This is a genomic window from Bacillus sp. BC08, from assembly GCF_054326875.1.
This window is the reverse complement of the sequence record NZ_JBTGPA010000035.1, coordinates 699,022-725,395: the sequence shown is the minus strand read 5'-3', so window position 1 is coordinate 725,395 and position 26,374 is coordinate 699,022. Positions and strand designations below refer to the sequence as shown.

General features: G+C 36.6%; 30 protein-coding genes and 1 riboswitch. Of the genes, 13 read left to right on the top strand and 17 right to left on the bottom strand.

Annotation, left to right across the window (positions count from 1 at the left end; all coding sequences use genetic code 11):
• Nucleotides 1-118 precede the first annotated feature (118 nt).
• Nucleotides 119-790, top strand: a complete 672-nt coding sequence (locus ACXVYO_RS21945; RefSeq protein ID WP_001161443.1) for an SIMPL domain-containing protein — start codon at nucleotides 119-121, stop codon at nucleotides 788-790.
• 134 nt (nucleotides 791-924) lie between these two features.
• Nucleotides 925-2,214 (top strand): NCS2 family permease, encoded by a 1,290-nt coding sequence (locus tag ACXVYO_RS21940; protein WP_458468476.1) that lies wholly within the window; start codon nucleotides 925-927, stop codon nucleotides 2,212-2,214.
• 36 nt (nucleotides 2,215-2,250) lie between these two features.
• On the opposite strand, the gene corA is transcribed toward ACXVYO_RS21940, so the two are convergent.
• From corA to spoIIM, 9 genes are all read right to left on the bottom strand, one after another.
• Entirely contained in the window at nucleotides 2,251-3,213 is a 963-nt protein-coding gene (gene corA, locus ACXVYO_RS21935) for a magnesium/cobalt transporter CorA (protein ID WP_002008459.1), read from the bottom strand.
• Nucleotides 3,214-3,274: 61 nt separating this feature from the next.
• Nucleotides 3,275-4,579: a pyrimidine-nucleoside phosphorylase gene (locus ACXVYO_RS21930; RefSeq protein ID WP_458468475.1), complete on the bottom strand. Its 1,305-nt coding sequence runs from the start codon at nucleotides 4,577-4,579 to the stop codon at nucleotides 3,275-3,277.
• 7 nt (nucleotides 4,580-4,586) lie between these two features.
• On the bottom strand, nucleotides 4,587-5,408 hold the full coding sequence (locus ACXVYO_RS21925; RefSeq protein ID WP_458468474.1) for a purine-nucleoside phosphorylase: 822 nt from the start codon (nucleotides 5,406-5,408) through the stop codon (nucleotides 4,587-4,589).
• Between the two features lie 12 nt (nucleotides 5,409-5,420).
• Nucleotides 5,421-6,605: a phosphopentomutase gene (deoB, locus tag ACXVYO_RS21920; protein WP_061679094.1), complete on the bottom strand. Its 1,185-nt coding sequence runs from the start codon at nucleotides 6,603-6,605 to the stop codon at nucleotides 5,421-5,423.
• Between the two features lie 402 nt (nucleotides 6,606-7,007).
• The gene (locus tag ACXVYO_RS21915; protein WP_458468473.1) at nucleotides 7,008-7,751 is read right to left on the bottom strand and encodes a FixH family protein; all 744 of its coding nucleotides are present in this window, start codon (nucleotides 7,749-7,751) and stop codon (nucleotides 7,008-7,010) included.
• A 145-nt stretch (nucleotides 7,752-7,896) separates the two neighbouring features.
• On the bottom strand, nucleotides 7,897-8,787 hold the full coding sequence (gene xerD, locus ACXVYO_RS21910) for a site-specific tyrosine recombinase XerD (RefSeq protein WP_000390083.1): 891 nt from the start codon (nucleotides 8,785-8,787) through the stop codon (nucleotides 7,897-7,899).
• A 6-nt stretch (nucleotides 8,788-8,793) separates the two neighbouring features.
• Nucleotides 8,794-9,024 carry a YqzK family protein gene (locus ACXVYO_RS21905; RefSeq protein ID WP_001250433.1) on the bottom strand — a complete coding sequence of 77 codons (231 nt, stop codon included), beginning with the start codon at nucleotides 9,022-9,024 and terminating at the stop codon, nucleotides 8,794-8,796.
• Nucleotides 9,025-9,127: 103 nt separating this feature from the next.
• Entirely contained in the window at nucleotides 9,128-9,583 is a 456-nt protein-coding gene (gene fur / locus ACXVYO_RS21900) for a ferric iron uptake transcriptional regulator (protein WP_000392657.1), read from the bottom strand.
• A 106-nt stretch (nucleotides 9,584-9,689) separates the two neighbouring features.
• A complete protein-coding gene (gene spoIIM, locus ACXVYO_RS21895) occupies nucleotides 9,690-10,307 on the bottom strand; it encodes a stage II sporulation protein M (protein WP_226544967.1) in 618 nt (205 codons plus the stop codon).
• 155 nt (nucleotides 10,308-10,462) lie between these two features.
• Here spoIIM and ACXVYO_RS21890 point away from each other — a divergent pair, with 155 nt between their 5' ends.
• Nucleotides 10,463-11,014 carry a GNAT family N-acetyltransferase gene (locus tag ACXVYO_RS21890; RefSeq protein ID WP_458468472.1) on the top strand — a complete coding sequence of 184 codons (552 nt, stop codon included), beginning with the start codon at nucleotides 10,463-10,465 and terminating at the stop codon, nucleotides 11,012-11,014.
• Between the two features lie 24 nt (nucleotides 11,015-11,038).
• Here the strand turns inward: ACXVYO_RS21890 and ACXVYO_RS21885 are convergent, their stop codons facing one another.
• Nucleotides 11,039-11,578, bottom strand: coding sequence for an NUDIX hydrolase (locus tag ACXVYO_RS21885; RefSeq protein WP_000067041.1), 540 nt, complete (start codon nucleotides 11,576-11,578; stop codon nucleotides 11,039-11,041).
• A 74-nt stretch (nucleotides 11,579-11,652) separates the two neighbouring features.
• Between ACXVYO_RS21885 and mciZ the strand changes: the two genes are divergently transcribed.
• Both mciZ and lolS read left to right on the top strand, forming a co-directional pair.
• Nucleotides 11,653-11,787, top strand: coding sequence for a Z-ring formation inhibitor MciZ (mciZ, locus tag ACXVYO_RS21880; RefSeq protein ID WP_000870297.1), 135 nt, complete (start codon nucleotides 11,653-11,655; stop codon nucleotides 11,785-11,787).
• Nucleotides 11,788-11,985: 198 nt separating this feature from the next.
• A complete protein-coding gene (lolS, locus tag ACXVYO_RS21875; RefSeq protein WP_458468471.1) occupies nucleotides 11,986-12,900 on the top strand; it encodes an aldo/keto reductase in 915 nt (304 codons plus the stop codon).
• A 29-nt stretch (nucleotides 12,901-12,929) separates the two neighbouring features.
• Here the strand turns inward: lolS and ACXVYO_RS21870 are convergent, their stop codons facing one another.
• The 3 genes from ACXVYO_RS21870 to ACXVYO_RS21860 form a co-directional block, all read right to left on the bottom strand.
• Nucleotides 12,930-13,757, bottom strand: a complete 828-nt coding sequence (locus tag ACXVYO_RS21870) for an aldo/keto reductase (RefSeq protein WP_458468470.1) — start codon at nucleotides 13,755-13,757, stop codon at nucleotides 12,930-12,932.
• A 121-nt stretch (nucleotides 13,758-13,878) separates the two neighbouring features.
• Nucleotides 13,879-14,403 carry a GrpB family protein gene (locus tag ACXVYO_RS21865; protein WP_458468469.1) on the bottom strand — a complete coding sequence of 175 codons (525 nt, stop codon included), beginning with the start codon at nucleotides 14,401-14,403 and terminating at the stop codon, nucleotides 13,879-13,881.
• 69 nt (nucleotides 14,404-14,472) lie between these two features.
• Nucleotides 14,473-14,736 (bottom strand): YqkE family protein, encoded by a 264-nt coding sequence (locus ACXVYO_RS21860; protein ID WP_000727552.1) that lies wholly within the window; start codon nucleotides 14,734-14,736, stop codon nucleotides 14,473-14,475.
• 201 nt (nucleotides 14,737-14,937) lie between these two features.
• Here ACXVYO_RS21860 and ACXVYO_RS21855 point away from each other — a divergent pair, with 201 nt between their 5' ends.
• On the top strand, nucleotides 14,938-16,527 hold the full coding sequence (locus ACXVYO_RS21855) for a bifunctional metallophosphatase/5'-nucleotidase (protein ID WP_458468468.1): 1,590 nt from the start codon (nucleotides 14,938-14,940) through the stop codon (nucleotides 16,525-16,527).
• Nucleotides 16,528-16,651: 124 nt separating this feature from the next.
• On the opposite strand, the gene ACXVYO_RS21850 is transcribed toward ACXVYO_RS21855, so the two are convergent.
• The gene (locus tag ACXVYO_RS21850) at nucleotides 16,652-17,128 is read right to left on the bottom strand and encodes a ribbon-helix-helix domain-containing protein (protein ID WP_458468467.1); all 477 of its coding nucleotides are present in this window, start codon (nucleotides 17,126-17,128) and stop codon (nucleotides 16,652-16,654) included.
• A gap of 121 nt (nucleotides 17,129-17,249) precedes the next feature.
• Here ACXVYO_RS21850 and ACXVYO_RS21845 point away from each other — a divergent pair, with 121 nt between their 5' ends.
• Both ACXVYO_RS21845 and ACXVYO_RS21840 read left to right on the top strand, forming a co-directional pair.
• Nucleotides 17,250-18,248, top strand: a complete 999-nt coding sequence (locus ACXVYO_RS21845; protein ID WP_458468466.1) for an alpha/beta fold hydrolase — start codon at nucleotides 17,250-17,252, stop codon at nucleotides 18,246-18,248.
• A gap of 130 nt (nucleotides 18,249-18,378) precedes the next feature.
• Nucleotides 18,379-19,698, top strand: coding sequence for a Na+/H+ antiporter family protein (locus ACXVYO_RS21840; protein ID WP_000994830.1), 1,320 nt, complete (start codon nucleotides 18,379-18,381; stop codon nucleotides 19,696-19,698).
• A 23-nt stretch (nucleotides 19,699-19,721) separates the two neighbouring features.
• Here the strand turns inward: ACXVYO_RS21840 and ACXVYO_RS21835 are convergent, their stop codons facing one another.
• Nucleotides 19,722-20,585: a LacI family DNA-binding transcriptional regulator gene (locus ACXVYO_RS21835; RefSeq protein ID WP_458468465.1), complete on the bottom strand. Its 864-nt coding sequence runs from the start codon at nucleotides 20,583-20,585 to the stop codon at nucleotides 19,722-19,724.
• Between the two features lie 102 nt (nucleotides 20,586-20,687).
• The gene (locus ACXVYO_RS21830; protein ID WP_458468464.1) at nucleotides 20,688-21,167 is read right to left on the bottom strand and encodes a GNAT family N-acetyltransferase; all 480 of its coding nucleotides are present in this window, start codon (nucleotides 21,165-21,167) and stop codon (nucleotides 20,688-20,690) included.
• Nucleotides 21,168-21,248: 81 nt separating this feature from the next.
• Between ACXVYO_RS21830 and ACXVYO_RS21825 the strand changes: the two genes are divergently transcribed.
• Entirely contained in the window at nucleotides 21,249-22,172 is a 924-nt protein-coding gene (locus ACXVYO_RS21825; protein WP_458468463.1) for an alpha/beta hydrolase, read from the top strand.
• 9 nt (nucleotides 22,173-22,181) lie between these two features.
• On the opposite strand, the gene ACXVYO_RS21820 is transcribed toward ACXVYO_RS21825, so the two are convergent.
• Nucleotides 22,182-22,427, bottom strand: coding sequence for a YqkC family protein (locus ACXVYO_RS21820; RefSeq protein ID WP_458468462.1), 246 nt, complete (start codon nucleotides 22,425-22,427; stop codon nucleotides 22,182-22,184).
• A gap of 139 nt (nucleotides 22,428-22,566) precedes the next feature.
• On the opposite strand from ACXVYO_RS21820, the gene ACXVYO_RS21815 reads away from it, so the two are divergent.
• The 4 genes from ACXVYO_RS21815 to ribBA all read left to right on the top strand — a co-directional run bounded on the left by ACXVYO_RS21815 (nucleotide 22,567) and on the right by ribBA (nucleotide 26,361).
• Entirely contained in the window at nucleotides 22,567-22,773 is a 207-nt protein-coding gene (locus ACXVYO_RS21815; RefSeq protein ID WP_001151582.1) for a CDGSH iron-sulfur domain-containing protein, read from the top strand.
• A 190-nt stretch (nucleotides 22,774-22,963) separates the two neighbouring features.
• Nucleotides 22,964-23,107: riboswitch (FMN riboswitch) on the top strand.
• A 309-nt stretch (nucleotides 23,108-23,416) separates the two neighbouring features.
• Complete coding sequence (ribD, locus tag ACXVYO_RS21810) at nucleotides 23,417-24,529, top strand: bifunctional diaminohydroxyphosphoribosylaminopyrimidine deaminase/5-amino-6-(5-phosphoribosylamino)uracil reductase RibD (protein ID WP_458468461.1); 1,113 nt, start codon at nucleotides 23,417-23,419, stop codon at nucleotides 24,527-24,529.
• Nucleotides 24,511-25,155 carry a riboflavin synthase subunit alpha gene (gene ribE, locus ACXVYO_RS21805; RefSeq protein WP_229133811.1) on the top strand — a complete coding sequence of 215 codons (645 nt, stop codon included), beginning with the start codon at nucleotides 24,511-24,513 and terminating at the stop codon, nucleotides 25,153-25,155. The genes ribD and ribE overlap by 19 nt, the downstream gene beginning before the upstream one ends.
• A 12-nt stretch (nucleotides 25,156-25,167) precedes the next feature.
• Nucleotides 25,168-26,361 carry a bifunctional 3,4-dihydroxy-2-butanone 4-phosphate synthase/GTP cyclohydrolase II gene (gene ribBA / locus ACXVYO_RS21800; RefSeq protein WP_458468460.1) on the top strand — a complete coding sequence of 398 codons (1,194 nt, stop codon included), beginning with the start codon at nucleotides 25,168-25,170 and terminating at the stop codon, nucleotides 26,359-26,361.
• The last annotated feature ends 13 nt before the right edge of the window (nucleotides 26,362-26,374 follow it).

The following is a 26,374-nucleotide window of genomic DNA, read 5'->3' as shown; positions in this document are numbered from 1 at the left end:
CTATAAATACCCTCGTTGTATATGCTTTCTTTCTCTAACATTCCCATTTATGTAACTTTTTCATACAAATTTCTTTTTTGTTCACACATATACATATAAATAAGGATGGTGATGGAAAATGCAAGGTGGAATGAATCCTTATTTACACAACGTACGTACAGCAAACACTGGTAAAGAAGCTACCATTACGGTGCAAGGTGAAGGTGTTGTAAAAGCAAAACCAAATGTTGTTATATTAACAATTGGTATTCGTACAGATCATAAAAATGTAAAACAGGCACAAGAAGAGAATGCAGTGCAGTCTAAACAATTATTAGATGCACTAAAACAATTAGGGATTGCCGACAAAAATATAGAAACCATTTCGTATACGATTACACCCCAGTACGAATATGTAAATGATAAAGCATTACTACAAGGATACCGTGTGGAACATTTGTATGAAATTACCGTTTTAAATGTACAAAAAGCAGGGGAAGTATATGATATAGCCGTTTCAAATGGAGCAAACTTAGCAAAAGGTTTACGTTTTCGGATATCTCATCCAAATAAATATTATGAGCAAGCTCTCATTCAAGCTCTGCAACAAGCGGTAGAAAAAGCTCGTGCTATTGCGAGTACATACAATTTAAACATTAATCCTGTTCCACTCTCATTCGTTGAAGAATCTGCTCAATTACCACGAGAAGTTGCGTCCTTTGCTACTTTACATGCGCAAGCCGCTCCGCCCATTCAATCGGGAGAATTAGAAATCATTTCAACAATACGAGCGATTTTTACGTATTTATAAATAATTTCATTTATAAGTAAACGTTATCATTTTCCTTGTTGTAAAAACATGATGTTCTGATATAATAAAGGACGGTGAGCTCTTACGAAAGAGATATCACGGGTGGGAGAGGGATATGAAAAAGAAGGTTTAACATGAAAGGAATACTTGAAAGAACATTTAAATTAGGTTTACACGAAACATCACCAAAACAAGAAGTTTTAGCTGGAGTTACGTCATTTTTCACGATCGTATATATTATGATTGTAAATGCATCCATTTTATCCGATGCTGGCATTCCTCTTGAAGCTGGAATTTTAGCAACTGTTTTCAGTTCATTTATCGGATGTCTGCTCATGGCATTTTGGGCAAACGCACCTGCTATTCTTGTCCCTGGTATGGGTGTAAATGCATTCTTCACGTACACTGCTGTGCATACGCTCGGATTAACTTGGCAGGAAGCATTAGCAGCTGTCTTCATCTCTGGTATTATTTTTGCAATTGCTGCGTTTACACCAATCGCTCGCGTGCTTTCAGTATCGATTCCAAAGTCATTAAAGGAAGCTATTACTGTCGGTATCGGATTATTTTTAGCATTTATCGGATTGCAAAAAGGTGGTTTAGTCGTTTCGAATCCAAATACTGCTGTTGCAATGGGGAAATTAAGTAGCCCTGTCGTTCTTGCGACACTACTTACTCTTATCGTTGCACTTGTATTATTTATTCGTAACGTACGTGGAAACTTTTTATGGACGATTGCAATAGGAACTGGTATCGCATGGCTATTTGGTCTTGTTGATACAAGTCAAATCGGAAAGAGTTCATTCTCATTTGCTAATTACGGCGATGTGTTTGGAGCTATGTCATTTGGCAAACTTTCTTCCTTACCGTTTTGGATTGCAACATTCTCCTTAAGCATGGTGCTTATTTTTGAGAACATGGGACTTCTGCACGGTTTATTAGAAGATGACCGTAAATTCCCACGTGCTTACCAAGCCAATGCAATTTCAGCAATGACATGTGGTCTATTTGGCACAAGCCCTACCGTATCAACAGTAGAGAGTGCCGCAGGTATTACTGCAGGCGGAAAGACAGGTCTGACGTCTATCGTTACAGGGTTGTTATTCTTTGCATCACTGTTCGCACTTCCGTTTGTCAAACTAATTCCTGATAGTGCCATTGCACCAATCTTAATTATTATTGGCGGCCTGATGATTACAAGCATTCAGCAAATTCCTCTGAACGATTTTTCAGAAGGATTTCCAGCGTTCTTAATTATCGTCATGATCCCGCTCACATATAGTATCGCTGATGGCATTGCGTTCGGATTTATTGCTTATCCTATCTTAAAAGTTGCTCTTGGAAAGCGTAAAGAAGTCGCACCGTCTATGTATATCGTTACATGCTTATTCTTAGCCATGTTCGTATTACATGCTATTGGTTAAGTAAAAAACACCGAGGAATTTCCCTCGGTGTTTTTTTTACTTAAACCATCCTTTTTTATAAAACCAAGCCATCATACCACCGCCAATTAGCGCCATTAGAAGTAGACAAATAAAATAACTATATTGTCCACCAAGCTCCGGCATATGCGTAAAGTTCATTCCGTATACTCCCGCAATAAATGTTAATGGCATGAAAATAGTCGAGAATACTGTTAATGTTTTCATAATGTTATTCATATGATGTGAGTTTAATGAAAAATAACTATCTCGAATATCTGCCGTTAACTCCCGGCTTGCCTCAATCATTTCTGTCAGTTTCAGCAAATGATCATGTATATCTTTAAAGTAAATTTCATGATCACTTATACCGTAAAAACGAGTCGAATTTAAAATACGATACAATAAATCACGCATCGGAATGATTGTGCGCCTTAACTTCGATAAATCTGCACGTATATCAAATACTTCTTCTAGCACACTTCCTGCTGTCTCGCCCGTTAAATTATCATCAATTGCATTTAAATGATCCTCAATGTAATATACAGGCGCAAAATAATCGTCCACAATTTGGTCGATTATAGTATGCGCTACGTGTAAAGGACTATTTTTAATACGCTTCTTTTCTCCAAGTGTTTTCCATACTCTTTCGATTGCATTGTTATGCGAAAAGTGGAAAGAAACAATGAAACGATCACTAATAAATAAATCGATCTCGTGCGGTTCTAATCCATCCTCACCAAATGCATGAAGAACTAAAAAGTTATATCCATCATAAAAATCAACTTTTGGCCTCTGTACATATTCTATACAGTCTTCAATTGCAAGGGGATGGAACTTAAAATGATCTTGCAAAATGTATGTATACTCTTCTTTCGTTGGCTTATATAAATCTAGCCAATACCATACAATATGGTCTTTCGTTGTTTCTTCTAGCGAAACATCATATAATACTTCATCTGTTTTTGTTATTGCACAAATTCTAATCATAATTTCACCCATTATTATTATAAACAAAAAATAGCAAAAAAAGCCAAGGAGAAATACTCCTCGGCCTTTTTTATTACTTCGTTACAATACCATGCACTAAAGTTGGTGCATCTACGTGGTCTTTAGAGATCTTCATGTTCTCATAAATTTTTGCTTTTACATCTTCCACATTTTCACGGTTTGCGTAAATGGTAACAAGGGATTCACCTTTTTTCACGCTGTCCCCTACTTTTTTGCGAAGCATTAAGCCAACTGCTAAATCAATTTCAGATTCCTTCGTCGCACGTCCTGCTCCTAAAAGCATTGCTGCTGTTCCGATTTCATCTGCAACGATTTCTGATACATAACCGTCTTCTTTCGCTTCTACTTCAATTTTAAACTGTGCTTGTGGTAATTTTGAAGGATCATCAACAACAGATGCATCGCCGCCTTGCGCTGATAAGAACGTTTTAAATGATTCTAGCGCTTTACCGTTGTTCATGACTTCAATTAATTTCTCACGTGCATCTTCTAAAGATGAAGCTTGTCCAGCAAGGTATACCATTTGACTTCCAAGTGTTAAACATAACTCTTCTAAATCTTTTGGTCCTTTACCTTGTAACGTATCAATTGCTTCTTGTACTTCAAGTGCGTTACCAATCGCCTCACCAAGTGGTTGACTCATATCAGAAATAACAGCCATCGTATTACGACCAACGTTATTACCAATACGCACCATTGCTTCTGCTAAACGTTTTGCATCTTCATCTGTTTTCATAAATGCACCTGCTCCAGTTTTTACATCAAGAACAATTGCATCTGCACCAGCAGCAATTTTTTTACTCATAATCGAGCTTGCAATAAGCGGAATTGAGTTTACTGTTGCCGTTACATCACGAAGTGCATACAATTTTTTATCCGCAGGTGTTAAGTTTCCACTTTGACCAATAACTGCGATTTTGTTTTCATTTACAAGACGCATGAATTCATCATTTTCGATTTCAACATGGAATCCTGGAACTGCTTCTAATTTATCAATTGTACCACCAGTATGTCCTAAACCACGTCCAGACATTTTTGCAACCGGTACACCTAAAGCAGCTACTAATGGACCTAATACAAGTGTTGTTGTATCACCAACGCCACCTGTTGAGTGCTTATCTACTTTTATCCCTTCAATAGCTGATAAGTCGATTGTATCACCGCTATTTACCATTGCCATTGTTAAATCAGCACGCTCTTGATCGTTCATATCTTGGAAGAAAATTGCCATTGCAAGTGAACTTACTTGATAATCAGGAATATCACCATTCGTATATCCTTGAACAATAAAGTTAATTTCTTCTGTCGTTAATGCATGTCCGTCACGTTTTTTTGCAATTAGGTCCACCATTCTCATTGTGAGGTCACCCCTTCATTTGTTTTACGATTGCTTTTACTAATGCTAAGAAGTTAGCTTTAACACGTTCTGTCGTTTCGATTACTTCATCGTGGTGTAGTGGCTGATCTAAAATACCAGCTGCCATATTTGAAATACAAGAAATACCAAGTACTTTCATACCTGCATGACGCGCTACAATTACTTCAGGTACTGTTGACATACCAACTGCATCTCCGCCAAGTGTACGAAGCATACGAATTTCAGCAGGTGTTTCATATACAGGACCTGTCATTCCAACGTATACACCTTCTTGTACTTTAATATTTAAGTCTGTTGCGACTTGTTTCGCCATTTCACGAAGCTCTGGCGTATATGATGTAGACATATCAGGGAATCGTACACCCATTTCAGAATCATTTGGTCCGATTAATGGATTTGTACCCATGAAGTTAATATGGTCTGAAATTAACATAAGATCGCCTGGCTCGAATGATGTATTTACACCACCAGCTGCATTTGTTACAACAACTGTTTCTACACCTAGTTCTTTCATAACACGAACTGGGAATGTTACTTTTTGCATGTCGTATCCTTCATAGAAGTGGAAACGTCCTTGCATTGCTACTACTGTTACACCTTGAAGTGTACCGAATACTAATTGACCTGCATGTCCTTCTACAGTTGATACTGGGAATTCAGGGATTTCACTGTAAGGTACTGTTACTGCATTCTCGATTTCATCTGCTAATACACCTAGTCCTGATCCAAGGATTAGTCCTACTTGTGGCGTTTCTTGAAATTTCTCTTTTAAGTATGAAGCTGATTTTGTAATAAGTTCACGATTCATTTGTTTATCCCCCTATTTCTTTAGCTCGTTTAAGAAGCTTGTTCCGTGTTCTGGCATTTTCACACCGAAGTTTTCTGCTACCGTTGCACCAATATCAGCGAATGTTTGGCGAAGTGATAATTCTTGTCCGCCATCTTTCATGCTTGGGCTATATGCTAATAACGGTACATATTCACGTGTATGATCAGTACCGTGGTGAACTGGATCATTACCATGGTCTGCTGTAATTAATAATAAATCATCTTCTTTTAGTTTTTCGAATACTTCTGGAAGACGAGCATCATATTCTTGCAGAGCTTCTCCGTATCCTTGTGGATCACGGCGGTGTCCAAATAATGCATCAAAGTCAACTAGGTTCAAGAAGCTAAGACCTGTAAAGTCCATATTTAATGTATCTACAAGCTTATCCATTCCATCCATATTAGACTTCGTACGAAGTGATTCAGTTACTCCTTCACCATCATAGATGTCAGAGATTTTACCGATAGCAATCACATCGTAGTCACTATCTTTTAATTCATTCATTACCGTACGGCCAAATGGTTTTAATGCATAATCATGACGGTTTGGTGTACGTGTAAAGTTTCCAGGCTCACCAACGAATGGACGAGCAATAACGCGACCTACCATGTACTTCTCATCTAACGTTAATTCACGTGCAATTTTACAAATTTTATATAACTCATCAAGCGGCACTACTTCTTCGTGTGCTGCGATTTGTAATACGCTATCAGCAGAAGTGTAAACGATTAAAGAGCCTGTTTCCATTTGTTCTTGGCCAAGTTCATCAAGAATCTCAGTTCCAGAAGCTGGTTTATTACCGATGATTTTACGACCTGTTTTTTCTTCTAATTCATCAAGTAATTCTTTTGGGAATCCTTCAGGGAACACTTGGAATGGTGTATCAATGTAAAGACCCATGATTTCCCAGTGTCCTGTCATTGTATCTTTACCAGTAGATTTTTCTTGCATTTTTGTATAATACCCAAGTGGCTTTTCTACTTTAGAGATACCTTTCATTTCACGAATGTTACCAAGACCTAATTTCACCATATTAGGCATCTGTAACCCATTCATATGTTCAGCAATGTGACCGATTGTGTCAGATCCTAAATCACCAAATTGTTCAGCATCTGGTGCTTCACCGATTCCAACAGAATCCATTACGACTAGGAATATACGTTTATATTTATTCATAACTGCGACCTCCTATAAGTTCAGTTCTACTTCTTGTAGTATGTTCAAAACGCTATAAAGTGAAACTGTTCTCCATAAGAATTATCTTTCGTTCTCATTGTCAAACAGTACTTCTTTAAATGATTCTCTAACCTATTTCGTTCACTTTGAAACGACTCAAAAACATTTCTAGTTTTTTCTAAGTCAGATGTCAGACATCTGATACGGATATCATACCATGTTTACGCTTTCTTTTTAATACATTTTCGTAGATTTTCTCATTTTCTTCACACTTCTATTGTAATCCATTATGCAAAGAAGTGCTAATTATTTCATGATTTATTTCTTCATGTAAAGCGAAAAATTAATTAGCTCACAAATAACGAGATAAAAATAAAAAAAGCAGCTCTAAAGAGCTACTTTTTATTTTACTTCTACTGTTTCTTCTTTATGTTCATGCAGCTCGCCTTTTTTAACATGAACTTTCACTTTGTAAGCACCGTTTTCTTTGAAAGTATGTTTCGTTTCATACTCTCCTTTATTTCCTTCTTTCGCTGGAATAAATTCGTGTTTTTCAACACCATCTTTCCAAATCTCAAGTTGTACTTCAGCACCAGTTAACGCTTCTTCTTTTTGTTTTAAATGAACTTTCATAGTCGACTCAGCGTTTGCTTTTATGTCACCAGCCATAAGGTGGATCATTGTATCACTTTTATGATCGCCATGCCCTGCACCATGATCACTATTTTCTTTTTTCGCATCTTCTACTTTCGCATTTCCTACAGCCACTTTTACTTCTGGCATAACATGCATTTCACGTGCATTTGTGTGAGCGATAATATGGTATACTCCATCCGTCTCGAACGTTTTCTCTACTGCATAAACACCTTTACCTTTATGCTTACCATCTAACATCTCGTGCTTTTGGTCGCCAGCTTTCCAAATTTCAAACTTTACATCATCAGCATCTGTTACTTTTTCTTTTCCTTGCGTAACAAGTGCTTGTACTTCTGTTTTTTCACCAGGTTTAATTTCTTTCGGATTTGTTTGAACTGCTACTTTTACAGCTTCTAGTTTCTGTTCTTTTTTCGGTTCCTCTTTGTTTGTATTACAGCCAGCCAATGCTAGCATCGCGATAAATAAAGTCATAATAAGTTTTTTCATCATCATTTCCTCCTTCATACTTTATTTAGTATAGAGGAAATACATTGTAATATTCTAGTCTTCTGCTGAAAACAATATACGAAATGTCTGTGAAGTTTTTGTGAAGTGCTATAGCCTTTTGAATCTATGAAAAAAAAGAGCATAGTAACTATGCTCTCGGATGAAATTGTTTATATACATCTTTTAATCTAGCTTTTGAAACATGCGTATAAATTTGCGTCGTTGAAATATCTGCATGTCCTAGCATTTCTTGCACTGCACGCAAGTCTGCTCCATTTTCTAATAAATGCGTAGCAAAAGAATGGCGCAACGTATGCGGTGTAAGCTCTTTTTCAATATTCGCTTCTTTCGCTAATCGTTTTAAAATTTTCCAAAACCCTTGTCTTGATAATCGATTCCCATGATGGTTTAAAAAGAGTGCATCTACTACTTTTTTACCCATCAATTCTCTTCTTCCCTTTTCAATATACTTTTGAATCGCTTCCGTCGCTAGACTTCCTAGTGGAATAATTCTTTCTTTATTCCCTTTCCCTATGCAACGAACAAATCCCATCGTTAAATGTACATCTTCTAAATTTAAGGCAATTAATTCTGAAACACGAAGCCCTGTCGCATACAATAACTCTAGCATCGCTTTATCACGAACCCCAAAAGCACTCGTCATTTTTGGTGTCTGAAGTAACGCTTCGACTTCATCAATTGATAGTACTTTCGGTAATTTCCGTTCTCCTTGCGGCGTTTCAATATGTACGGATGGATCGTGCTCTACCGCTCGTTCACGAAGTAAGAATTGGTGAAACGAACGAATCGATGCGATATGACGTGCTAATGTTTTCGAAGATTTTCCGTTTTCTTTTAAGTGCTGCAGAAAATTAACAATGTGCAAGCGTGTCACTTCATGAAAGCTTTTCGCCTGTTCTACATTTTGCAAATACTTTACATAACTTTTTAAATCACGTTCATAAGATACTACTGTATTTTTCGCAAGCCCTTTTTCGACAACCATATAATGAATAAAATCTTTTAATTGATCTTCCAATCTACACTACTCCCCATTTTCATAGAAAAACATCATTCTATTTACGAAAGCATCCTTTGCCGGCTCTTCATTCCCTGATACTTTTTCTACAGTCTCTTCTTGTGGCTTTTCATAACGATGATAGCTTTCATATTCTTCATTTATCCATAGTATAGCGAAATAAAACAAAATCGTACAACTTGTAAATAATAAAAATACTTTTATTCCATCAAAAGTTAATTTTAAAGCTCGGCGCATTGTAAACTCCTCCAAAATATAAGTTATTACAACATATGCCAAGCTTTCACCAATTTATACCTTATTCAAATAAAAAACCTCTTCCTAGATAAATAGGAAAAGGTTATTTTTCATCCGTTTCATTTTCTTGACAATTTTTACAAATCCCATGGAATGTTAAACGATGATCTTTCACCTTAAAGCTCCAGTCACGTTCTACTTTCCTTTCCACTTCACCAAGTAAATCTTCTTGTATTTCTTGTACAGCACCACATTGTGTACAAATCAAATGATGGTGGAAACGCTGCGCACCTTCTTGGCGTAAGTCATAGCGTGAAACACCGTCTCCGAAGTTAATCTTATCGACAACTTTTAACTCAGATAATAGTTCTAAAGTTCGATAGACGGTTGCTAATCCGATCTCTGGCGACTTTTCTTTTACAAGGAGGTAAACATCTTCTGCGCTTAAATGATCTTCTTCATTTTCTAGCAGCACACGAACTGTTGCTTCACGTTGCGGTGTTAACTTGTAGCTCGCTGCATGTAATTGCTTCTTAATTCGTTCAATTCTTTCTTCCATTCGGTACTACTCCCTCCTCGCCACTCTTACACCATTATATCAGAAGAAGGGCTTCTGTCAAAAGAAAAACAATAAAAACAAATTGATAATTATTCTCATAAAATATTTATTGTTTATTAATAGCCTCAACGACTTCTTTCATTAAAACTGGTGATGCATAAGCTTCTACACTAGAAGCAAGAGCTAACACCGCTCCAATTACAAGAAAGAAGCATGTATAACGAATTAATAACGGTAATAGCGGCTCGGTTATCTTCCGAATAAATTGATGCCGAATCATGCGTAAGGAAAAACTTGCGGCAATTGTTGTCATAACGAGAAATACTGGAATAATAATGAGGTTTTGTGGCAATACAGAAACGAATGCTAATAATAATCCATTCCATCCATGCTGACTGACTAAAAAACCTACTGTAAATCCGACAACTACTCCTTTTACAAACAATAAAATAAAAATAAGTGGCAATCCAATAATTGAAATCCCCAAAATCCAAATAAATCCAATGTATTTTAATTGCGAAAAGTAACTTTCTCGAAACATTTCGCTTGCAATAGCAAATTCTCCTTTAGAAACTTGTCCAAAAAAACGTTGTAAATAAAATGATAAATCTTGTTTTTGATTTAATTGTAGACTATTTACAAGAATGGCCCCAAATATTACTCCCATCAATAATAAAACAGCGTTAAATATATATAATGAAGAGTTTTCCTGTATGTGAGACATTACACGGCCTTGCCAAGTTTTTCTCCACATTTTTCTTCCCTCCGTTCACACTCTTACTAAAAATGTATGAAAGAAAGAAAAAAGTATGACGAATTAACATTGAAATTCCGCTCTACTTTGCTAAACTAAAAAGTAGAGAATAGGAGGGATTTCACTTGAAACCATTATTATTAGATTTTCCAACATTATTTCAAACTGAACGCTTACAAGTTCGTAAGCCATTTCCAGGTGATGGTGCAGAAGTGTATGAAGCAATCCAAGCTTCTCTAGAAGACTTAGTACCGTGGATGCCAATTAACGCTGAAACAGAAGAAAGTGCTGAAGAAATCGTTCGTAACGCTCACGGACAGTTTTTACTTCGTGAAACACTTGATTTTCACTTATACGATAAAGTATCTGGTACATTCATCGGGGCTATAACACTTAAGCCTGAAAACTGGGATATTCCAAAGTTTTCACTTCACTTCTGGCTGCATAGTGCTTATACAAAACAAGGCTATATGACTGAAGCCATTAAAGGTGCCATTCAATTTGCTTTTGATAAGCTAAGTGCTAGAAGAATTGAAATTCGTATTGATGCAACAAATACAAATGCATGTAACCTAGCAGAACGTTTAGAATTTATTCTAGAAGGTACAATGGAAAATGATTTCATAGCACCAGACGGTGGCTTACGTGATGCACGCGTATACGCAAAAATCAATTAAAAAACACTCGCCTTTGGCGAGTGTTTATTTTTGTAGTTGTAAATATTGTACTGCAAACATCGTTTTCGCATCATGAATACGAAGGTCTTTCATAAGAGTAATCGCTTCTTCTAACGATACTTCCATCAATTCCACAAACTCATCTTCATCTAACTCGGCTTTATTTTCTTTTTTCGTCAAACCTGTCGCTTTATATACATATAAAATTTCATCTGCAAATCCTGGAGATGTATAGAAAGAAGTAATAAGTTCCATATTTTCACATACATATCCTGTTTCCTCTTCTAATTCACGAACTGCTGTCACCTCAGGTTTTTCACCAGGTTCTAACTTGCCGGCTGGAATTTCTATAATCGCCTTTTCAAGCGCTTTACGATACTGCTCAACAAGCACGATTTTCCCCTCATCAGTAATAGCAATAATAGCAACTGCACCAGGGTGATTTACAATTTCACGTTTACTCATTGCTCCATTTGGTAATACTACATCATCAACACGAACTTTTATAACTCTACCATCAAAAATCGGCTCAGTTTTTACTGTTCTCTCTGCAAGATTACTCATACTACTTCATCTCCCTGTTCTATTTCCTATTCTTTCCTCATACATTTTACCACATTGAAAGGAGCGTGATAGAAATGAAAGTTTATATTTTACCAAATCGCGTCACTTTAGTCGGAAAAGCATGGCAAATTCGCCATAAACTAAAACAATATGGCAAAGAGTATACAACTGTACAAGAGTGGATTACAGCAAATAAAGTGAAACTTTAATTAGAGGGGGTTTTGTTCATCCCCTCTGATTATTAGTTGAACGAATCGGGCTTTAACGGGCAGTTAATCTCCCACCTAACTTCCTCGTATGAGCTGAATTTTAAAGTGGGGGTCTTACTGCCCGTTAAAGCGGGGTAAAAAGTAAACGTTTGTCAACCTCTTTTCCCTTGCGTACAATAAAGGTAAGGAGGTTGACCTATGAAAAAACGTCAATTAGGAAACTCAGATTTGTTTGTTACAGAAATGGGCCTTGGCTGTATGTCTCTCGGTACATCTGAAACAGAAGCTATGCGTATTATCGATGAAGCAATCGATTTAGGAATCAATTTTTTTGATACAGCGGATTTATATGATTATGGATTAAATGAAGAGTTTGTTGGAAAAGCATTAAAAGGGAAACGAGACCAAATTGTTCTTACAACGAAAGTTGGAAATCGATGGACAGAAGAAAAACATGGCTGGTCTTGGGATCCTTCTAAAAATTACATAAAGGCTGAAGTGAAAGAAAGTTTACGTAGACTTCAAACTGATTATATTGATCTTTATCAACTTCACGGCGGGACGATTGAAGATCCAATAGATGAAACAATTGACGCCTTTGAAGAATTAAAAAAAGAAGGTATCATTCGCCACTACGGCATTTCTTCTATACGTCCAAATGTCATCCGTGAGTATGCAAAACGTTCAAATATCGTTAGTGTGCTAATGGAATATAGCCTTTTAAATCGTCGCCCTGAAGAATGGTTCCCACTTTTCAGTGAACATCAAATTAGCATTATCGCTCGCGGACCACTTGCAAAAGGAATTCTAACTGACAATAATGCAAGAAAGATAGAAAGAGTAAAAGAAAAAGAATACCTTTCTTATTCTTACGATGAATTATATGCGACGCTTGCAAGTGTAAAAGAAATAACCCAAGGAAGCTCCTTAACTGGAACAGCTATTCAATATTGCTTACATAACGAAACTGTTGCAGCTGTTATACCTGGTGCAAGCTCTATCCAGCAATTACAAGAAAATGTACAGGCTAGTAAACAAACACAGTTAACAACAGCAGAATATGTACAACTTCAGCAAATTGCTAAATGTGATACTTACGCTTTACATCGTTAAAAAGACGCTACCATACTGGTAGCGTCTTTTTATAGCGTATCATATTTATCAGGATTCGTTCCTACATGTAAATTACGATTTAACGTATTAACTTGAGTCATCTCTGCTTCTGTTAGTGAAAAATCAAAGATAGAAAAGTTCTCCTTAATGCGAGATGGTGTAACAGATTTAGGAATTGTCACTACCCCGCTTTGAATATCCCATCTTAATATAACTTGCGCAGGTGTTTTTTCATATTTAGTAGCAATAGCCTGAATAATCGGGTGCTCGAATACTTCCCCGCCTCTCATTAATGGGCTCCATGCTTCCATTTGAATTTGCTCACCTTGACAGAAATTACGCAATTCAAATTGCGCTAACATCGGATGAAGTTCTACCTGGTTTACCATCGGCTTGACTTTACAATTTGGTAATAATAGCTCTAAATGATGTTTATGAAAATTAGAAACACCAATCGCGCGCACTCTACCTTCTTCATACAGCTTTTCTAACGCTCGGTACGTATCGACATACTTCCCTCTTATTGGCCAATGTATTAAATATAAATCTACATAGTCCATTTGTAATTTCTTTAAGCTTTTTTCAAACGCCTCAAGTGTTTCCTCGTATCCTTGATCGTCGTTCCAAACTTTTGTTGTAATAAATATGTCTTCTCTCGGAATTCCTGATTCACGAACCGCTTCTCCGACACCGCTTTCATTTTCATATACAGTCGCTGTATCAATCGAACGGTATCCAACTTCTAACGCTGTTTTTACTGCTTGTTTTACTTCGTCGCCTTCTTTCGCTTTATAAACGCCTAGACCAATCATCGGCATTTTCACGCCATTATGAAGTGTAGTTGTTGGAATGTGCACAGTCGTCTCCCTCTCATTCTTACATTTTTTATAAGCCACCACTTTATTTGAACAAGATTCAACCAAAAAGTCAAAACATATGTACAGTTTACATAATAATTTTATACACTAAAGGTTTAACTCAATTATTCACATTTCCTTCTCTCCATTCTTTCGCTTTTTCATCAACATTACGCACAAACTCAGTTTTTCCTTCCGAATATAACGTACCATCATATGTATACTTTTCAGCTAATTCTTTCTTTAAAGTTGCATATGCCTCAGCTTCTTCGCAATGGGCCATCATATAATCACGAAATGCTAAATGCCTTACTATCTCAGGGTTTCCTTTTTCAAACACGTGTAAGTGATACGAACGTTTTTCCTCCGTTCCATGAATAAAATAACGACGTCTTGAAATACCATTTTCCCCTTTTGCGATGTAACCAAGCTCGTCAAAACGTTCATTCCACTGATCTACTCTGGCGATACTCTCTACTTCCATAATCATATCTATAATTGGTTTAGCTGCCAGTCCTGGCACTGACGTACTTCCAATATGGTGGACTTTCACCATTTCTGGCATCGCCGATTTTAATCGTTCGGCCTCTATTTGAAATTTTTCGTTCCAATGATTTTCATGCGGAACGACTACAATTTTTCTCATTTACACTCCCCTTTTCTTACAAGCTCGTCAAAAAAATGATCAGCGGAATGCACTGATCATTTTTTTATATTATTTAAAGTCTTTCCAAGTAAGGCTACTTTCACTTAACAGTTCTTCAAATGATTTATTCTTTTCACGTTCTTTTTGTTCTTGGCGCTTTCTTTCCAGTTCAGCTGCCTCTTTTTTCTCTTCTCTCACTTGCAATTCTTTCTTCTTATTTTTTAATTGCTGCATGAGTGAATCATTTAATTGATCGCCTAATGTAAGCGACTCTTTCTCTGGTTTATTCACTTGCGATTGTCTTTGCATTTGTCTTTGTTTCTTTTTCTTCATGCTACTCACCTTTTACTTTTTTCTCCATTATAGTAGATACACAATGAACTCGACAATAAAAAAGGTTCTTTACTCTATTATTCAGCTTTTGTAAATATGTTAATTTTTCGAAAAAACTAAATTTTTATATAGATATAATCCTATGAATCTATTAAAATTATGTCGTATGATGTCAGATTATAAAAAAAGGAGAAATGAATTATGTGGAAAAAAATTATTCCTGCTGTTGCCATTTTAAGCACCATAACTTTTTCAAGCGTATTTGCCGCTCCCCCATCCCAGACTCCAGCTGAACAAAACCGCTACGTAGACGTACAAATGCTTGGTATTAATGATTTCCATGGACAACTAGATACGGTTAAAAAAATTAATAACAAAGAAGCCGGTGGCGCTGATTATTTAGCTACTTATTTAAAAGAACGTAAAAAACAAAACCCGAATACACTTCTCGTACATGCTGGCGATATTGTTGGAGCTAGTCCACCAGTTTCAGCATTGTTACAAGACGAACCAACGATTGAATTTTTAAATGATTTAAAATTCGATGTTGGTACAATCGGAAACCATGAATTTGATGAAGGTATCGATGAAATGAAACGCCTCATTTACGGTGGATATCACGAGAAAACAGGAAATTTTAAAGGTGCTAACTTCCCTTATGTCGCTGCTAACTTCTATAACAAATCAACTGGCCGCTTATTTTTACCACCATTTACTGTAAAAATGGTAGATGGTGTTCCTGTAGGGTTCATTGGCGTTGTTACAACTGATACACCAAATGTCGTGATGCCTACTATGCTTAAAAATGTACAGATCACTGACGAAGTAGAAGCAATTAATAAATCAACGCAACAATTAAAGCGTCTCGGTGTTAAATCCATCGTCGTCCTTGCCCATGTCGGCGGAACAACTGATGAATCTGGCGTGACAAATGGAGACCTTACTCGAATTGCAAATGAAACAGATTCAGAAGTTGATGTTATTTTCGGCGGGCATAGTCACACGTATGTAAATGGTACTGTAAATAATAAACTAATCGTCCAAGCGAACTCTTATGGAACAGCTTTCTCGGACGTAGATGTAACAATCGATCGTAAAACAAAAGATATTGTAAAGAAAAAAGCTGAAGTGATTACAACATATCATGAAGGTGTAGAACCTGATAAACAAGTAAAACAAAAACTAGATCAATATAAAGAAAAAATCGCACCACTTGTAAATGAAGTTGTTGGAAAATCTACAGCAGCTATTGACCGTAAACAAAATGATGCTGGTGAATCTACTCTTGGAAATGTAATTGCCGACGCACAGCGTCAAACAATGCAAGCTCAAATCGCACTTATGAATCCGGGTGGCATTCGTAATGACTTAGATGCTGGCGATATTACATGGGGCGAATTATACGGCATTCAACCTTTTGGAAACCAATTGATTAAAGTAGATTTAACAGGCCAAGATATTCGCGACATTTTAAATCAGCAATGGCAAAAAGGTACGACGAGAATGCTTCAAATCTCAGGTATTCAATATACGTGGGATGCCAATAAACCAAACGGTGAAAAAGTTACAAATATATGTTTAACAAACGGAGAAGAATTATCTCCATATAAAACGTATAGCGTAGTTGCGAATGCTTTCTTAGCTTCTGGCGGTGACGGATTTGTATCATTTAAAAATGGGAAGAATTCAGAAACTGGTCCAAACGACTTTGAAGCGCTAGTCGATTATGTAAAACAATTAAAAGAACCAATTCAGCCAGTTATTGATGGTAGAATCCAAAAAATAAATTAAGTATTTCCCTAATATGCGATCCAGATTTTTATTGTAAAGGGTACGCTTATACTTACTTAATCCACAATATTAGTAAAACCTAAAAAGGATACTCGTTCTTACAATGAACTTAGTATCCTTTTCTTTAGTCATCCAAACGTGCTGTTTTGTTAAAGTCATATTGCTGTAAAAATTGTTGTAACGCCTCTTCTACAAGTTTAGATTTTTGAATTCCTTTCGCTTCTGATATAACGTCTAGTTTTGCTAATATTTCTTTATTAATAGAAAAAGTACGTTTCTTTTTTTCTGTACTTATACTCATAATTGGCATAATTACTTCTTCTCTCTTGCTTAACAATTCATAAATGCTTTGTAATTGTTCATAAATTAATAATTGATAATCCGTTTTCGCATATTGAAGGGCTGTCGCTTCTTGGAGTTGTAAGTGACGAGGTTCTTCTCCATCTCCTACAAAAATACGTTTCTTCCGTTCTCCATCATATTCATATCCAATCAATCTTAATTTCTTTGATAATGTATACGGGCTTATTTCAAGACGTTTTGCTATGATAGCGATGGATTCACGTCTATTTAAGCAATCTATAATTTCTCCAATCGTCACAATTTCCCTCCTCCCGTGTTGAAATGACACTAGTATGGTATGTTACAATGACTTTCTAACAGTATATGCAAAACAAATAGCCTGTGCGATTCATACGATTTCAGAAAAGGAGGTTTTCAATATGCTTTTTCGTAGCCATACCCCACAGTTTTATAATGAAAATAAACAACTCATTCCTAATAGTATCGCTACGATGGAAAGCGTTATGATTCATAATCGAAAACAAACTCTCCTTATTCGCGGGCAAAACGTAGAGCAACCTATTTTATTATGCTGTCATGGTGGACCAGGCATGGCACAAATCGGATTTATTCGTCATTTTCAAAAAGAATTGGAGAAACATTTCATCGTTATTAATTGGGATCAGCGCGGGGCAGGTAAATCCTTTTCAATGAAAGATTTCGGAGCGAATTTTACAATCGAACAATTCGTTTCCGATGCGAAAGAAGTGATTCACTATGTACTTAAAAAGTTCAATAAGCAGAAACTATTTCTCGCTGGTCATTCTTGGGGAAGCATTATTGGGCTTAACATAGCACATCAATATCCACAGTATATCGAGGCTTACATCGGTATTGGGCAGATTGTACATATGAAACAAAACGAAGAATTGCTATATCAGCATTTAATTCGTTCTGCAAAAAAACATGATCATAAAAAAGCATTAGCGTCCCTTTTAAAATTAGGCAAACCACCATTTTTAGATACGAGACGCCTTATTATTCAAAGAAAGTGGCTTGGCACATTCGGAGGTGCAATCCAAAACGGATCTTCCTTTTCTTTCATACGAAAAGGCTTCTTTTCTCCTGAATATACGCTATTAGATTGGTTCAAGTTTCTCGCAGGAAATTTAAAATCTAGCGTTTTATGGGAAGAAATGCTGACAATCGATTTCTTTTCTTCTATTTCAAGTTTATCTATTCCGGTTTATTTTTGTTCTGGTCGCTATGATTATCAAACTCCTTATGCACTCGTTCAGGAATATTGCGATGTGATAGAAGCACCCATAAAAAAGATGATTTGGTTCCCAAATTCAGCACATTCTCCTGATTTAGAAGAACCAGAATTATTCGCTAATTCTTTACAATCAATTAAACAAGAGCTAGCTTTTCAGCATTAGTAACAAAGGCTCTTTTACATTTCATAGAAAACACTTTATAATAATATGTCGCAACTATGTATAAATATAGCAAAGTGCTTCATATTTACTTGCTTGAGCACAATAAAAATTTAGGGAGATTACATTTATTATGAATGCTGTACTCGTCGCAGTAGCAGTTATGCTATTGCTTAGTTTGTTACGTGTCCAGGTCATTGTCGCCATCATTGTTGGAGCTTTAACAGGCGGAATTATCGGCGGACTCGGTATTTCAGAAACGATTAACACTTTTACAACTGGTCTTGGAAACAGCGCTCCAATCGCTTTAAGTTATGCAATGCTTGGCGGTTTCGCTATTTCCCTTTCCAAAACAGGACTTCCAGATGCCATGATTCAAACTGCACTAAAATGGATCGGCAATGAACAAGACACGAAAAAACAAGTTTATTCTAAAATACTAATTTTATTCATCATTTTAACGATGGCTTGCTTCTCACAAAATGTGATTCCTGTTCATATCGCTTTCATCCCCATCTTAATTCCAGCACTATTAAAAGTACTAAATGAGCTGAAAGTGGATCGCAGACTTGTTACATGTATTATTACATTCGGATTGATTACTCCTTATATGTGGATTCCAGCGGGGTTCGGAAAAATTTACCATGACGTATTGCAAACAAATGCTGCGCAAAGCGGTCTTACATTTGATGTCGCACTTATTCCAAAAGCAATGACTATTCCAGCAATCGGTATGATTATTGGATTATGTGTAGCGGTATTCATTACGTACCGGAAACCTCGTACGTATGAAACAGAACAAGTTCATACTACCGCAAATGAAATCGTTCCCTACACAAAACGTAGCATTACTTTCGGATTATTATCTATCATAGCTACATTAACTGTTCAATTAGCAACAGAATCAATGATTTTCGGTGCTTTAGCAGGGATTATCGTCTTATCAGTAAGTGGTAGTCTACCTCTTAAAGAAGCAGATGCAATATTAACAAGCGGAATGCGCATGATGTCCTTTATCGGTTTTGTTATGATCGCTGCCGCTGGATTTGGCGCTGTTCTTCGAAAAACAGGACATGTTGAATCTCTTGTGCAAACGAGTGCACATATAATTGGAAATAACAAGCCACTGGCTGCATTTCTTATGCTTGTGATTGGACTTCTCGTTACGATGGGAATTGGTTCATCCTTTTCAACCATCCCTATCTTAACAACAATTTTTGTACCTCTTTGCATGCAGCTTGGATTTAGTCCAATGGCCACAATTGCAATTATCGGTACAGCCGGAGCGCTAGGCGATGCCGGGTCACCAGCATCAGATAGTACACTTGGACCAACATCTGGTTTAAATGCTGATGGTCAACACCATCATATATGGGATACATGTGTACCAACGTTTCTACACTATAATATACCGTTACTTATATTCGGCTTTATTGCCGCAATTACATTATAAAAGGTGCGTTTTATACGCACCTTTTACTTTTTTATTTTTCCTTTTAATTGTTGCAAAGCTATTTTCCCATTTTCTTCGTCACAACTTTCAATTTTTATGAGTGGCGGGCCTATCCATTCACTGTCTACGCTCCCGTTCAGTCCAGTAATTTTTAATTTATCCGGTATACAGATATTTAAATTTTTCGCTGCTCGAATTAACTCAAAAGTAACCTTATCACTTGAAGTTACAATTCCATCAATATACGGATAAGTTTGCAATAATGTAATAAACTGTTTATTCGTATACCCTTGTACACATTCTTCTCGATAAGAGATTCCTTCCTCCCAAACAGCGTCTAAAAATCCCGATATGTGCTCTTCCATTGCTTCACTATCTTCTCCCTCACCGAAATAAGCAAGAAAATGACAACCCTTCTCTTTTAATAAAGAAACCGCTCTTTGTCCACTTTCATAATAATTTGCATGTGATTTTTTTTCCTCGATCACAACAAACGGAAGCGGAATTTCTCCTATACTTTTAAAAACTGATTTTGTCAAAATAACACCTGCAACGTTATTTTCCTTCAACATATGTATGTATCTATCTTTATTCTCTATATTACAAACAATGATTTGATATCCTTCTTTATATGCTATTTCCTCAATACAATGTAGCAAAGTGATGTTTGATGGGTTATATAAATTATCTACAAGTAATGCAATTATCGTTGAATTCTCTTTAAACAATGGCTTTGCTGTACTATTTGGCCTATAACGTAATTCCTCAATTGCTTCCTTTACTTGTTTTACTGTGTCCTCATGAACGTATCCTTTTTCATTAATAACTCGTGAAACGGTTGCGACTGAAACACCTGCCAATTTTGCAACATCACGTATAGTTGCCACATCGTCACCCCTTAATATGGTAATAGATTACAATTTTACGGTAACCTAAATTAAAATATTCGTCAAGGTTAATAACTTATATTTCTGAAAATTGTTACATCATTACACTAAACGATACTCTAACTGAATTTCATGTAAGATAGGGATATTATCATACCCCATACGTGGAATTTCTTTCTTTATTTTTCGTGCCTCTTCCACTGCATTCACATATAAATTCGTCATCACAAAATTACGTTTTTGGTAAAAACGTAACGCATTCATATTATCATTTGTTGTTATGAGCCACACCCGCCCGCACCGTTCTTCTTCCGCAACTTGTAATACAGAATCCACAAGTCTTGTCCCTATTCCTTTGCTTTCTTCAAAGCTATCTAACGATACAATTTCACACATATTTCCGGTCACTTCATACGTTATAATTCCGATTATTCTGTCATCAAAGAGCGCAACAAATCCTGGCAACTCTTCTAACTGATGCCCCTTCCCACGTGAAACCATCAATGAACTCCCCCAGTTCTCACACATGAACATTCGGATTGTTGCTTTCATCGCTGGCGTAATTTTTTGTATATACACCATTTCCTATTTCTCCCCTTTTCTCTCATTGTGATACAATATAAGTGTATCACATGTAACGGTATTTGGAGGATGAGGTAAAGTATGAAACGTTTTTTTGCAGCATTGTTTACTATACTAGGTGCGATAACTGCCCTTGGGATTTTCTTTACAAATAAAGTGATGTACTTAAAGAAAAAAACAGAGGAAGAAGTACTCGAAAGAGAAACGAAAAAACATTTTCGTATAGAGGATTTTGATGCTCTTCATAAAGAAGAAATTCATATCCCTTCACAATTCGGATATGATCTTCACGGATATTACATTCCTGCTGGTCATTCCAATAAGTTTATGATTTTTTGCCACGGCGTAACTGTAAATAAAATGAACTCTGTAAAATATGCAAGGTTATTTTTAGACAGAGGGTATAATGTCGTTATTTATGATCATCGTCGTCATGGTAAAACTGGCGGAAAAACAACAAGCTATGGATACTATGAAAAACATGATTTAAAATCAGTAGTTGACTGGCTAAAAAGTCGTTTTGGAACAAATATAACACTCGGTATTCATGGTGAATCTATGGGAGCTGCAACACTTCTTCAATACGCAGGACTTGTAGAAGATGGTGCTGATTTCTATATTGCAGATTGTCCTTTTTCTGATTTCTACGGGCAATTACAACACCGTTTAAAGGTTGAATTCCATTTACCTAAATGGCCTTTATTACCTTTAGCAAACGCTTTTTTAAAAGTGCGTGACGGTTATACGATTTGCGAAGTTTCACCAATCGATTGTATAAAAAACATTAACAATCCCGTCCTCTTTATTCATAGTAAAGATGATGATTATATTTTAGCTGATATGACGACAGCACTATATGAAGCAAAAGAAAACAATAAACAACTTTATATTGCAGAACACGGCGCACACGCTTGCTCTTATAACGAAAATAAAGAAGAGTATGAAGCAGCCGTTGATCAATTTTTAAACTCATATGTAAAAGAAACAAAAAACAGGCTTGCATAAGCCTGTTTTTTATTGCGCTAAAACGTCTGTAATTTGTTCCATGTTTTCAGAAATCCATTGCATTGCATCATCTAATGTGGGAAATTCTGTCGTTTGAAAGGTTACTTCATCTTGAAGTAACCAAACATCCTTTGATTCTTGTCCTACACCTGCAATGGACCAGTGTAACAAACTATATGGATGATTATCATTCAAAAATGATGCCCACGTGCGCTCATTTGCAATATTTCGTAATGTACGTAATTGTTTATCCATCTTTCGTCACCTTACTCTAGTCAGTTATAAAAAACATTATAACACTCTCTTCTCTCCCAAAGAAAGTGCTCATTTGATATTGTCAAGTACTTCTCTTAATTATATGATGAAATTAAGCGTTTGGGAAGGAGGGATAGCGTTGGCTAAAGTACAAATTAAAGTAAATGATAATGGCTCTTTTCGCGTTACAGGGGACGTGGAATTAGTCGATTCACAAGGGAATGTATTCCCAGCAAAACCGGCATTTTCTTTATGCCGTTGTGGTTTATCAAAAAATATGCCTTATTGCGATGCTTCGCATAAAGGTAAATTCGAATCTGTTGTTAGAGCACCAGAGGCAGAATAATTCCACATGTGACATGCACATTTTTTTGTGCATGTTTTTTCTTTTTTACACCTCCGTCATATCCCTTCTCCTTACAACATTTCTCATACTTTTGTCTCCATGCCAAGCTACATATATTTTCACACAATTCTTCACATTCGAATATTTTTCACTAGCCTTTTTTCTTTTTTGTGCTATAATTTGAGCAAACAACATCCTTCGGGGTCGGGTGAAATTCCCAACCGGCGGTGATGAAGTGCAAACTTCTAAGTCCGTGACCCGTTTTCAACTCGAAAACGGTGGATCTAGTGAAACTCTAGAGCCGACAGTATAGTCTGGATGGGAGAAGGATATGTTTTCTAGTAATTTTATATAGCGAATACACTTTTATTTCAGTATGCATATTTTTAAAGTTTCATTTTGAATCTTTATATATGTTTTATTTTGTATACTTTTGTTTCTATACTGGAATAAAAAGATACGACTAGCGTTTGAAAAATTCGATATTTTGCTAGGTTTTTTCCTTATGCAAAAATATCAATCATCGTTAGGTTTCTTTCCTATACTTTCGTATTCGAACTATATTTCTAGAAATCACGTCTCCCAAACCCCAAGGATATAAAATCCTTGGGGTTTTTTGATTTTTTCAGGAGAGGTGAAGAGAATGACAGATCAAGAATATATGAGGATTGCCCTGCAGTTAGCAGAAGGAACATCGGGACAAACAAGTCCAAATCCTATGGTTGGTGCTGTTGTTGTAAAAGATGGAAACATCGTCGGTATGGGAGCTCATTTGCGTGCTGGTGAAGAACACGCAGAAGTTCATGCTCTTCATATGGCTGGTGAAAAAGCAAAAGGAGCTACCCTGTATGTAACACTTGAACCGTGTAGCCATTTCGGAAAAACACCACCTTGCTGTGAATTGCTCATCAAAAACGGAGTCAAACGAGTTGTAATTGCTACTCTTGATTGTAATCCTCTCGTTTCTGGTAATGGAAAAAGGAGATTAGAAGAAGCTGGCATCGACGTAACTACCGGTGTTCTTGAAGCAGAAGCTACCTTATTAAATCGTTTCTTTTTTCACTACATGAAAACGAAACATCCATTTGTAACAATAAAAACAGCGATGAGCTTAGATGGAAAAACAGCAACTGTCACTGGTGAAAGTAAGTGGATTACAGGTGAAGAAGCACGAGCTGATGTTCACCAATATCGCCATACACATGATGCGATTCTCGTTGGAGTAAATACAGTTATAGCTGATAATCCGCATTTAACGACAAGAATTCCTAACGGGGGTAAACATCCTATACGCGTTATTTTAGATACCCATTTACGAACACCACCATCTTCTCATGTCATCACAGATGGTTTAGCACCGACATGGATTTTTGTCGGTAAGGATGTAAATAAAGAGAAAATAGCTTCTTATGAATCTGAAAATGTAGCTATATTCAAAATGAAAACGAAGCAAATTGAAATTGAGGACCTCCTTTTCTTTCTTGGAGAGAAGCAAATTCTTTCTTTATTCGTTGAAGGAGGCCAATCGATTCATGCAAGCTTCTTACAAACAAAGAATTTCAATGAAATTATAACTTATATAAGCCCGATATTAATTGGCGGGAATGATGCCCCTACTTTATTTGGCGGAAATGGTTTTTCAACATTACAAGATGCACTTTCCTTGAAAATTCAAGAGATGAAACAAATTGGCGATGATATAAAAATCGTTGCGAATGCCCGAATCGAGGTGACGGAATGTTTACAGGAATTGTAGAAGAATTAGGAACGATTACAAACATGCAACAAAGCGGAGAAGCGATGAAGTTAACGATCCATGCAAATAAAATTTTATCAGATGCTCACTTAGGTGATAGTATCGCGGTTAACGGTATTTGCTTAACTGTAACGAGTTTCACAACAACTTCATTTACAGTGGACGCAATGCCTGAAACGATGCAATCAACATCACTTCGCATGCTTAAACCACACTCTAAAGTAAATTTAGAACGAGCGATGGCTGCAAACGGACGATTCGGTGGACATTTCGTTTCAGGACATATTGATGGCATCGGAACGATATTAAACAAAAAACAACACTATAATGCCGTCTATTACAAAATAGCTATTGCTGATGAATTGCTGCGCTATTGTTTGCATAAAGGATCCGTTGCTGTTGATGGAACGAGCTTAACAATATTTGATATAGACGAATCTTCCATCACAATCTCACTCATCCCGCACACAGTAAGTGAATCTGTTATCGGAGAAAAGAATGCCGGTGACATCGTAAACATTGAGTGTGACATGATCGGTAAATATATCGAACGCTTTATTTCTAAGCCTGTAAAACGAACAGGTTCAATGAGCGAAAGCTTTTTACAAGAAAACGGATTTCTATAAGGGGGAAGCATGATGTTTCATCGTATTGAAGAAGCTCTAGAAGATTTAAAACAAGGAAAAGTCGTTATCGTATGTGATGATGAAAACCGTGAAAATGAAGGCGATTTTATCGCTTTAGCAGAGTATATTACGCCGGAAACGATTAACTTTATGATTACACATGGACGTGGCCTCGTTTGTGTACCGATTACGGAAGAATACGCAGAACGTCTACAGTTAGAACCAATGGTAGCTCATAATACAGATTCGCATCATACTGCATTTACGGTGAGCATTGATCACATTTCTACAACAACAGGAATTAGCGCTCACGAACGTGCAACTACGATACAAGAATTGTTAAATCCTGCATCAAAAGGTGCTGATTTCAATCGCCCTGGACATATCTTTCCATTAATCGCGAAAGAAGGCGGTGTCCTACGCCGCGCTGGTCATACAGAAGCTGCTGTTGATTTAGCACAGCTTTGCGGAGCAGAACCAGCTGGAGTTATTTGCGAGATTATCAATGAGGACGGTACGATGGCACGCGTACCTGATTTACTACAGTGTGCAAAACAATTTGATATAAAAATGATTACAATAGAAGATTTAATTGCTTATCGCCGCCACCATGAAACACTAGTGACGAGAGAAGTAGAAATTACATTACCTACAGATTTTGGTATTTTCCATGCAATTGGCTATTCTAATTCATTAGATACGAAAGAACATATCGCACTCGTAAAAGGTGATATTTCAACAGAAGAGCCTGTACTTGTACGCGTCCATTCAGAGTGCTTAACAGGTGATGTATTTGGCTCATGCCGTTGTGATTGCGGACCACAACTCCATGCTGCACTTGCTCAAATTGAGCGTGAAGGAAAAGGCGTTCTTCTCTATATGAGACAAGAAGGACGAGGCATCGGCCTTCTTAATAAGCTTCGCGCTTATAAGTTACAAGAAGAAGGATTCGATACTGTAGAAGCAAACGAAAAACTTGGATTCCCAGCTGATTTGCGTGATTACGGTATTGGCGCTCAAATTTTAAAAGATTTAGGTTTACAACATTTACGGTTATTAACAAATAACCCGCGAAAAATTGCTGGCTTACAAGGTTACGATTTAGAAGTAATCGAGCGTGTACCATTGCAAATGCCAACAAAAGAAGAGAATAAAACGTATTTACAAACGAAAGTAAACAAATTAGGACATTTACTAAACTTATAATAAAGGGAGAGAT

Excerpts from the sequence above, each read along its gene's own strand:
- ACXVYO_RS21945 (WP_001161443.1), top strand. The coding sequence starts at position 119 with ATGCAAGGTGGAATGAATCCTTATTTACACAACGTACGTACAGCAAAC.
- ACXVYO_RS21940 (WP_458468476.1), top strand. The coding sequence starts at position 925 with ATGAAAGGAATACTTGAAAGAACATTTAAATTAGGTTTACACGAAACA.
- corA (WP_002008459.1), bottom strand. The coding sequence starts at position 3,213 with ATGGGTGAAATTATGATTAGAATTTGTGCAATAACAAAAACAGATGAA.
- ACXVYO_RS21930 (WP_458468475.1), bottom strand. The coding sequence starts at position 4,579 with ATGAGAATGGTGGACCTAATTGCAAAAAAACGTGACGGACATGCATTA.
- ACXVYO_RS21925 (WP_458468474.1), bottom strand. The coding sequence starts at position 5,408 with ATGAATCGTGAACTTATTACAAAATCAGCTTCATACTTAAAAGAGAAA.
- deoB (WP_061679094.1), bottom strand. The coding sequence starts at position 6,605 with ATGAATAAATATAAACGTATATTCCTAGTCGTAATGGATTCTGTTGGA.
- ACXVYO_RS21915 (WP_458468473.1), bottom strand. The coding sequence starts at position 7,751 with ATGATGAAAAAACTTATTATGACTTTATTTATCGCGATGCTAGCATTG.
- ACXVYO_RS21905 (WP_001250433.1), bottom strand. The coding sequence starts at position 9,024 with ATGCGCCGAGCTTTAAAATTAACTTTTGATGGAATAAAAGTATTTTTA.
- fur (WP_000392657.1), bottom strand. The coding sequence starts at position 9,583 with ATGGAAGAAAGAATTGAACGAATTAAGAAGCAATTACATGCAGCGAGC.
- spoIIM (WP_226544967.1), bottom strand. The coding sequence starts at position 10,307 with ATGTCTCACATACAGGAAAACTCTTCATTATATATATTTAACGCTGTT.
- ACXVYO_RS21885 (WP_000067041.1), bottom strand. The coding sequence starts at position 11,578 with ATGAGTAATCTTGCAGAGAGAACAGTAAAAACTGAGCCGATTTTTGAT.
- mciZ (WP_000870297.1), top strand. The coding sequence starts at position 11,653 with ATGAAAGTTTATATTTTACCAAATCGCGTCACTTTAGTCGGAAAAGCA.
- lolS (WP_458468471.1), top strand. The coding sequence starts at position 11,986 with ATGAAAAAACGTCAATTAGGAAACTCAGATTTGTTTGTTACAGAAATG.
- ACXVYO_RS21865 (WP_458468469.1), bottom strand. The coding sequence starts at position 14,403 with ATGAGAAAAATTGTAGTCGTTCCGCATGAAAATCATTGGAACGAAAAA.
- ACXVYO_RS21860 (WP_000727552.1), bottom strand. The coding sequence starts at position 14,736 with ATGAAGAAAAAGAAACAAAGACAAATGCAAAGACAATCGCAAGTGAAT.
- ACXVYO_RS21855 (WP_458468468.1), top strand. The coding sequence starts at position 14,938 with ATGTGGAAAAAAATTATTCCTGCTGTTGCCATTTTAAGCACCATAACT.
- ACXVYO_RS21845 (WP_458468466.1), top strand. The coding sequence starts at position 17,250 with ATGCTTTTTCGTAGCCATACCCCACAGTTTTATAATGAAAATAAACAA.
- ACXVYO_RS21840 (WP_000994830.1), top strand. The coding sequence starts at position 18,379 with ATGAATGCTGTACTCGTCGCAGTAGCAGTTATGCTATTGCTTAGTTTG.
- ACXVYO_RS21830 (WP_458468464.1), bottom strand. The coding sequence starts at position 21,167 with ATGGTGTATATACAAAAAATTACGCCAGCGATGAAAGCAACAATCCGA.
- ACXVYO_RS21825 (WP_458468463.1), top strand. The coding sequence starts at position 21,249 with ATGAAACGTTTTTTTGCAGCATTGTTTACTATACTAGGTGCGATAACT.
- ACXVYO_RS21820 (WP_458468462.1), bottom strand. The coding sequence starts at position 22,427 with ATGGATAAACAATTACGTACATTACGAAATATTGCAAATGAGCGCACG.
- ribD (WP_458468461.1), top strand. The coding sequence starts at position 23,417 with ATGACAGATCAAGAATATATGAGGATTGCCCTGCAGTTAGCAGAAGGA.
- ribE (WP_229133811.1), top strand. The coding sequence starts at position 24,511 with ATGTTTACAGGAATTGTAGAAGAATTAGGAACGATTACAAACATGCAA.
- ribBA (WP_458468460.1), top strand. The coding sequence starts at position 25,168 with ATGTTTCATCGTATTGAAGAAGCTCTAGAAGATTTAAAACAAGGAAAA.